Source organism: Streptomyces sp. NPDC005925, from assembly GCF_040638805.1.
Lineage (GTDB): Bacteria > Actinomycetota > Actinomycetes > Streptomycetales > Streptomycetaceae > Streptomyces.
This window is the reverse complement of the sequence record NZ_JBEXVL010000057.1, coordinates 1-7,758: the sequence shown is the minus strand read 5'-3', so window position 1 is coordinate 7,758 and position 7,758 is coordinate 1. Positions and strand designations below refer to the sequence as shown.

Below are 7,758 nucleotides of genomic sequence, written 5' to 3'. Positions count from 1 at the left end.
GAGGGCCTTTCTGTTGCTGGTGCAGATGTCGCAATCCACACCAGGCCAGAAGGCCCTCACCCATTTCAAGATCGGTCAGCCGTGAGCCCTGTCACGGTCCACAACCTCCCGGGACAGAACACCTAGTCGAGGATGCCCAGCGCCGTGTCCGGCCGGCAGTGGGTGCAGGCCGGCACCTGTTGGCGCAGTGCGTCCAGCACCTGCTGCCGGGTGGCCGGGCGGCACCGGCCGCTCCTGGCCGCCGCCCAGCACTCACCGGTGTGCACGGCGTCGATGTTCGCGCGGGTGAGCCCGTGCTGTACCAGCCATTCAGGGGGAGGCGGACGCATCTTCTCGCCCCGGTGCTGTTCTGTCTCGCGTCGCTCTTCCTCGGCGATCCATCGGTCGATCTGGGCGAGCGCCGCCCTCGCCTGCTGGGCCACTACGCGTCGGGTGAAGCGGAGCAGCTCGAGCCGCGACATATCGTTCACGCGTTCGATTATATGTACCGTGGGGCCGGGCCCAGGGGCGGTGCGGTTCTTGCTGTTGGGGGAGCCGTTCGGCTCGTGAGTGAGATTGGCCCCGATAAGTACGCTTATGGCTGCCCGTGTCCCGTACAGGGCGCCGTCGTTGTATGCGGGGACGCAGCCGACCGGCGCGTCCCCGCGCGGCGCTGCGAGCAGTCGTCGTTCCCTCCGCGCTCCTGGGCCGGTTCGACGTGGACTCGCGCTTTCCGACGCCGTACACGGCTAGCGACGCGCGGGGAAAACGACTGGGCTCCGCCCCACGACGGCACCGCAGGTGCTCACCGAGGTGATCGAGGCATGAGAGAGGACGCCGAGAACGGCTGGACATCCGTCTCGCGCCCGCGCACCCTCCTCGGCGGGCTCCACGACGTGGTGCCGCGCGGGCCGGTTGCTGCACGGCGGCGTCCGTGACCGCCGGTGCCTCCCCGGCGCGCCCGGGGCCACCGCCGGTCCTGGCGCTGCTCGCCGCCGCCCACGGTGGGCCGGCCCTGGCGGTCGGCGCCCTCGCGGGCCTGCTCGCGCTCCGCGGTGCCCTGGACCCGATCGACGCCGCCGGGGTCACCGCGGCTGTGCTCACCGGCCAGCTCACGATCGGCTGGGGCAACGACCTGCGTGATCTCGCGCGCGACCGCGCCGTCGGCCGCACCGACAAGCCCTTGGTGACCGAAGCCCTGCCCATCGGCTGGGTGGTGCGCGCCCTGGTAGTGGCCGCACTCGCCTGCCTCGTGCTGTCCGCGCTCGCCGGCTGGCGCAGCGCGCTGGTCAACGTAGTCCTGGTCGTCGGCGCGGGCCACGCCTACAACGTGTGGCTCAAGGCGACCTGGTGGTCGTGGCTGCCGTACGCCAGTGCCTTCGGGACGCTGCCCACGGTCGTCACCCTTGCCGGCCCCTCCCCGGTCTGGGCGCCACCGTGGGCGACCGGTGCCGGCGCCGCCCTCGGTGTCGCGGCGCACCTGCTCAACACGCTGCCCGACCTCGCGGATGACGAACGCACCGGCATCCGCGGCCTGCCGCATCGGATCGGCGAGCGCCGTTCGCGCCTCCTGGCCGTCGTGCTGCTGTCCGCCGCGTCACCGCTGGCCCTCCTGGGCCCCGCCGGGCCCCCTCCGGAATGGAGCTGGGGGGTCCTCGCCCTGGTGGCGGCCCTCGTCGTGCCGGCGTACGCCGCCCATGGCCGTGCGCCCTTCCGGGCCGCGGTGGCCATCGCCCTGCTCGACGTCGTCGCGTTGCTCGTGGCGGCCGGTTGATGGCGCCGGAACCCACCGACCGGGACCTCGCGGGGGTCGACGCCGGACCGGCCGACGCCGCTACCGCCCTGAGCGCATGGCACGCCCACCCAGAGCTGCGCGTGGCCCTCCTGGACCGGGTGGGCTTCCCGGGAAGGCCCGGGGCGACGGGGTGGCCCCGCACGTCCTCGACTCTCGCCGACGCCGACGCCGACGCCGACGCCGACGCCGACGGCGTCAGCGGTCTCCTCGACGACCGGGTCGCGTTCGGCCCCCAGTCCGTCCCGGCCGCGCCGGACCGGGGGCCCAGCGGAGGGCGGCCCGTCCGGCGAGGGCGGTGCCGCGCCCCTTCCTTGCCGCCCGAGTTCCCCGCCACCCGAGCCGTCGACGCGGCGGTCACTGCCGGCGTCCGACTCCTCCTCACACCCGTCCGCCCCATCGGCCGACTCCAGGAGCGAGCAGCATGACCATGCGCATCCTCAGCGTCCGCGGCGTCCTGCCCGACCATCGCCACCGGCAGGAGGAGATCACCGAGTCCTTCGCCACCACTCTGGTGGCGGGCGCGGTCGACCGCGGCGTCGTCGAGCGGTTCCACCGCAACGTATGCGTCGAGACCCGGCACAGCGTGCTCCCGCTGGAGGAGTACGCCCGACTCGGTGACTTCGGCCGGTCGAACGACGTCTTCATCCGAACCGGAGTCGAGCTCGGCGGGCGCGCGGTCGTCGACGCCCTCAAGAACGCCGACCTCACTCCGGCCGACGTCGACTACATCGTCTCGTGCACGGTGACCGGCCTGTCCGTCCCCTCCCTCGAGGCCCGTGTCGCGGCGCAGATCGGGCTCCGCCCCGACGTGGTGCGCCTGCCCCTCGTCGGCCTCGGCTGCGTCGCCGGCGCGGCCGGCATCGCACGCCTGCACGACCTGCTGCGCGGCCGTCCGGACGGAGTCGCCGTGCTGATGTCGGTCGAGCTGTGCTCGCTCACGCTCCAGCGCGGGGACACCTCGGTCGCCAATCTCATGGCGAGCGGCCTGTTCGGCGACGGTGCCGCAGCAGTGGTCGCCGTCGGTCCCGGCCATCCGCTCGCGCAATCCGACGAGCCCGCCCGCCCCGAGGTGCTCGCCTCGCGCAGCCGCCTCTACCCCGACTCGGAACGCACGATGGGCTGGGACGTCGGTTCCCGTGGTTTCACTCTCGTGCTCGACTCCTCGATTCCCGACCTGGTACGCCGGTACGTGGGCGACGACGTACGCGGCTTTCTCGCCGACCACGGGCTGACCGACGACGACATCGGCTGGTACGTCGCGCACCCCGGCGGCCCCAAGGTCATCGAGGCGCTGCAGGACGCCCTCGGGGTCGGGCCGGATGCCCTGGGCGTGACCTGGAACTCGTTGCGGCGCGTCGGCAACCTGTCCTCCTCCTCCGTGCTGCACGTCCTCGCCGACACCCTCGCCGACCGCCCGCCACGGCCCGGCTCACACGGCCTCATGCTCGCCATGGGCCCGGGCTTCTGCTCCGAACTCGTACTCCTGCGCGCCCCGGGAAGCGAAGAATGAACGGTCAGGTCCTGTTCACCGTCCTGGTCCTGGCCGTCGCTCTGGAACGGGTCGCCGAACTGGTCGTGTCCCACCGCAACGCCGCATGGAGCCTCGCGCGGGGCGGCGTGGAGTCCGGGCGGGGGCACTACCCGTTCATGGTGGTACTGCACACGGGGCTGCTGGTCGGCGCGCTCGTCGAGGTGTGGGTGCGCCGACCCGGCGCCGTACCGGTCCTCGCCTGGACCATGCTCGTCCTCCTCGCGGCCTCGCAGGCGCTGCGCTGGTGGTGCATCGCCACCCTGGGCCGGCAGTGGAACACCCGGGTGATCGTCGTGCCCGGCACTCCGCGCGTGACCAGCGGCCCCTACCGCCTGATCCCGCACCCGAACTACGTGGCCGTGGTCGTCGAAGGGCTCGCGCTCCCGCTGATCCACTCGGCCTGGACCACGGCGGTCGCCTTCACCCTGCTGAACGCGTGCCTGCTCGCCACCCGAATCCGCACCGAGGACGCCGCCCTGGCGCGGCCGGCTTGAGGGAGACGCGCATGGACCTGCTCGTCGTGGGCGGCGGGCCCGCGGGTCTCACCACGGCTCTGCACGCGGCCCGTGCGGGGCTCGACGTGAGCGTCTGGGAGCAGCGCGCCGGGACCGTCGACAAGGCGTGCGGCGAGGGTCTCATGCCCGGTGCCGTCGCCGCCCTGGCAGAGCTCGGCGTCTCCCCGTCGGGGCACGACCTGTGGGGCATCCGGTATGTCGCCGGGCCCTGCCGGGCCGAGGCCGCCTTCCGCGCGGGCCCGGGCCGCGGGGTACGCCGCACCGCGCTGCACGGGGCGCTGCGCGAGGCGGTCATGGCTGCCGGCGTGCGGGTCGAACAGCGCGCCGTGCACCATGTCGAGCAGGACGAGTGCGGTGTGGTGGCCGACGGCACCCGCGCCGGCCACCTCGTCGCCGCCGACGGCCTGCACTCGCCGATCCGCCGCGCCCTGGGTCTGCACCGGCCACGTCCGGCTCACCGGCGGCGGCACGGGCTGCGGCGTCACTACGTGCTCGCCCCGTGGACCGACCACGTCGAGGTGCACTGGGCCCGTGCCGGGGAGGCCTACGTGACCCCGGTGGCCGAGAACCTCGTAGGCGTCGCGGTGCTCACCAGCGGCCGCGGATCCTACGACGATCACCTCGCGGCCTTCCCCGAGTTGCAGGAGCGGCTGACCGGGGCCGCAACCGCCGGACCGGTGCGCGGGGCGGGCCCCCTCCGCCAGGACACGACTGCGCGCACCGCCGGTCGTGTCCTGCTCGTCGGCGATGCGGCGGGCTACGTCGACGCGCTGACCGGTGAGGGCATCGCGCTGGCACTCGCGCAGGCGCCGGCCGCGGTGCGGGCAGTCATCGGCGGCGACCTGGCGTCCTACGAGCGGGAGTGGCGGCGACTCACTCGCCGCTACCGCTGGCTGACCCACGCGCTGCTCGGCGCGACGGGACTTCCCCCGGTCCGGGCGGCGCTGGTTCCCGCGGCGCAGCGGCTGCCGCGGTTGTTCCGCGTGACCGTCGACGCGCTGGCTCGCCCGGCCGGGACGTGAGACGAGGGAAGGGGGCACCGGCCGCCTTCGGTAGGTGCACCCGGTGGAGGCCCGGTTGGCACCCAGTGGACTCCGGGCCGGCCGTGACACCGGGCCCGGCGGCACCCCGGGGCAGCCCGCGGGGCTCCCGACGCAGCCGGGGGAGGCCGGGCGTCCTGCGGGTGCGGACGACGCGCACGGTCGGGCCCATCACCGGAATCGCGGTGGCGGACCCGCCCGCGCCGGTGCCCGCACGGGCGTACGGGCGTACGGGCTCAGTAGATGTTGGCCGCCACCTCGGGGCCGTCCCCGCGCCCCGCGTTGATCTGCGCGCGCAGCGAGATCTCGTCGTAGACGCGCACCTCCTTCACGATGCGGCCGTCCTGGACCAGGAACTGCGAGACGCCGAGCACCGTGACCGGCCGCCCGGTGAGGGGGCCGAAGGCCGGGATGCCGCGGTAGCTGCCGTGCATGGTCCACAGGACGGCCACCCGCAGGCCCCCGTACCGGGGGGAGTGGTTCGCCTGGATGTCGCGGACGGCGAACCGCGCGTCGGGGAAGGGTCCGACCATGGTGAGGAGGTCGCTCTGGTAGCGCTCGGGGCGGATGACGGTGTGGTCGCCGATCGTGTGGAGGAACAGGTCGCGGTCCATGAAGTCCTTGACCTTGTTCAGCCGGCGCTGCGTCCACACCTCCTCGATGAACTCGAGCACCATCTCGCACTCGGGGCGGAACTCGTCCGGACGGGTACCGCTGACCCCGGCCCGCAGCACGTCGTGCGGGGGCTCGTCGAGCATGGAGCCGCCGTACCCCTGGAAGACCAGCTCACGGGCCGCCGCGGCGGGGTCCAGGCCGCTCTGCAGGCAGTCGGCCAGATCGTCGCGCACCACCCACTCCTCGACCATCCGGCCGCGCCGGTACAGACAGTTGGCCACCGTGCGCTTGCGGATGCGGACGGGGCGGCCGTCCACGAGGTGCTCGTCGGCGGAGAAGACCAGGTGGGAGCTGAGGAAGGCGTCGTCGCCGCGTGCCTCCCACACCACGTCCTCCGCCTGGCCGATGTGGCCCGGCGTGCTGCCCATGCGGATGGTGCTGCCCTCGATGACACCGTCACGGCCGACGACGGTGCCGAGGCTGGTGTGCACGATCGAGTCGGGCTCGTAGTTGTCGACGATGTAGGCGATGTCGCGGTCGACCCAGATGCGGTCGGTCACCTCGCGGATGAAGTCGTCCGGGTCCTTGTAGGGGAGGTACGCGACGGGGTCCAGAGGCATGGTGCTTCCGTTCCGGTAGGGGGGTGAATTCGTATGCACCTGATGGCCGGGAGAGTAGCCGGGGAGGCTGTCTGCCGGAGCGGCCGACATCAGGTTCCCGCCGTGTCAGCGGGCGAACTTGTCCGCGCCCAGGTGGCTGCGGTACGTCTCCGTCATGAAGGCGCTCACGACGACCAGGGCCAGGAGGGCGCCCATCGCCAGGTAGGCCCAGACGGCGTAGATGGTGTCGAACGTGCTGACCAGCAGCGTCGCGACGAACGGCGTGATGCCCATGAAGATGGAGAACGAGCTGTTGTACGCGATGGCGCTGGCGCTGAACCGGGTCCGGGTGGAGAAGAGTTCGGCCGCGCAGACGGTGACGATGCCCGTGAGGAAGAACTCCGGCACGATGTAGATGAGCTGGCTGGCCACGGCCGCCCCGAAGGTGCCGTGCTCACCGACCCGGAAGGCGAGCGGGACCAGCACGATGCACGCGACGGCTCCGGTGACCAGCATCGGCTTGCGCCCGATCCGGTCGGAGAGCATGCCGGCCAGCGGCAGCGCCGGGATGAGGACGGCGATGGAGATGGCGTTCGAGGCCAGGCCCATCCAGCGCGGCAGGCCGAGCGTGTCGGTCAGGTACTGCGGATAGAACGTGACCCAGGTGTAGGAGAGGATCGCGAGCATCACGGAGATCCCGCAGAAGACCAGGATCGGCCGCCACTGCGAGCGCAGCGCCTCACGGACCGGCGCCTCGACGACGTCCGTACCCTCCCCGGTCGCGCGAACGAACTCCGGGGTCTCCTCGATGTGACGGCGCAGCCACATCCCGACCAGGCTGAGCGGGACCGCCAGCACGAACGGGATGCGCCAGCCGTACGAGTCCAGGGCCTCGCCCGCGAAGACCCAGCTGGTCAGGGCCGCCGTACCGGCGCCCGCGAGGATGCCGACGAAGCAGCTGTTGGAGGCGTACGACGTGTAGTAGGCCCGCCGGTTCGGCTCCGCCCACTCCACGATGAACGCGACGGCCCCGACGTACTCGCCACCCGAGACGGCGCCCTGGACGACCCGGAGCAGCAGGAGCAGGATCGGCGCGCCGACGCCGATCTGCTGGTAGGTGGGCAGCAACCCGATCAGGCCGGTGGCCACGCCCATGACCACGATGGTCCACAGCAGCGTCTTCCTGCGGCCGAGCCGGTCGCCCCAGCGGCCCACGAGGGTGCCGCCGAGCGGGCGGAACAGGCAGGCGACGGCGATGATCGCGTACGTGCCCAGCACCGCCACGGTCCTGTCGCTCTCGGGGAAGAACGCCGGGGCCATGATCGGTGCCATGTAGCCGTACAGGCCGTAGTCGAACTGCTCGACGAAATTGCCGATGCTGCCGGCGCCGATGGCTCGTCGTATCGCCTTCCGGTGGTGCGGGTCGGCCCGGGGCGGGCCGGCTGCCTGGCTGGGGGGCGCTGCGGCGGACATGACTTCTCCGATCGCGCGGGGAGGGGGGACGGGGAATGCATACGTATGAACTGGTCGTGCACACTAAGGATCCGGTCATGGGGGCGTCAAGGGTTCGGCGCGGGAGGACGGAACAGCCTCGGAAGGCGGCGGCCGAGCGCTCGGCCGCCGCGTCGCGGATAGGTAGTGAGTAGTGTTGGGTTATTGTGTGTTGGTGGTTGTGTATTTGTGG

General features: G+C 72.5%; 7 protein-coding genes. 4 read left to right on the top strand and 3 right to left on the bottom strand.

Translation table 11 applies throughout. The features are described 5' to 3' along the window. Window positions 1-122 precede the first annotated feature (122 nt). Window positions 123-470: a DUF6233 domain-containing protein gene (locus ABZ354_RS28455; protein WP_358661578.1), complete on the bottom strand. Its 348-nt coding sequence runs from the start codon at window positions 468-470 to the stop codon at window positions 123-125. A 443-nt stretch (window positions 471-913) separates the two neighbouring features. On the opposite strand from ABZ354_RS28455, the gene ABZ354_RS28450 reads away from it, so the two are divergent. From ABZ354_RS28450 to ABZ354_RS28435, 4 genes are all read left to right on the top strand, one after another. Beyond that, a complete protein-coding gene (locus ABZ354_RS28450) occupies window positions 914-1,753 on the top strand; it encodes a UbiA family prenyltransferase (protein WP_358661576.1) in 840 nt (279 codons plus the stop codon). Between the two features lie 442 nt (window positions 1,754-2,195). Continuing rightward, window positions 2,196-3,284 carry a 3-oxoacyl-[acyl-carrier-protein] synthase III C-terminal domain-containing protein gene (locus tag ABZ354_RS28445; protein WP_358661575.1) on the top strand — a complete coding sequence of 363 codons (1,089 nt, stop codon included), beginning with the start codon at window positions 2,196-2,198 and terminating at the stop codon, window positions 3,282-3,284. After that, window positions 3,281-3,799: an isoprenylcysteine carboxylmethyltransferase family protein gene (locus ABZ354_RS28440; protein ID WP_358661573.1), complete on the top strand. Its 519-nt coding sequence runs from the start codon at window positions 3,281-3,283 to the stop codon at window positions 3,797-3,799. The genes ABZ354_RS28445 and ABZ354_RS28440 overlap by 4 nt, the downstream gene beginning before the upstream one ends. A gap of 11 nt (window positions 3,800-3,810) precedes the next feature. Next, complete coding sequence (locus ABZ354_RS28435) at window positions 3,811-4,842, top strand: NAD(P)/FAD-dependent oxidoreductase (protein ID WP_358661571.1); 1,032 nt, start codon at window positions 3,811-3,813, stop codon at window positions 4,840-4,842. Window positions 4,843-5,096: 254 nt separating this feature from the next. Here ABZ354_RS28435 and ABZ354_RS28430 read toward each other — a convergent pair whose 3' ends face one another. Next, entirely contained in the window at window positions 5,097-6,095 is a 999-nt protein-coding gene (locus ABZ354_RS28430; protein WP_358661569.1) for an ester cyclase, read from the bottom strand. A 105-nt stretch (window positions 6,096-6,200) separates the two neighbouring features. Continuing rightward, entirely contained in the window at window positions 6,201-7,547 is a 1,347-nt protein-coding gene (locus ABZ354_RS28425; protein ID WP_358661567.1) for an MFS transporter, read from the bottom strand. Window positions 7,548-7,758: the final 211 nt, after the last annotated feature.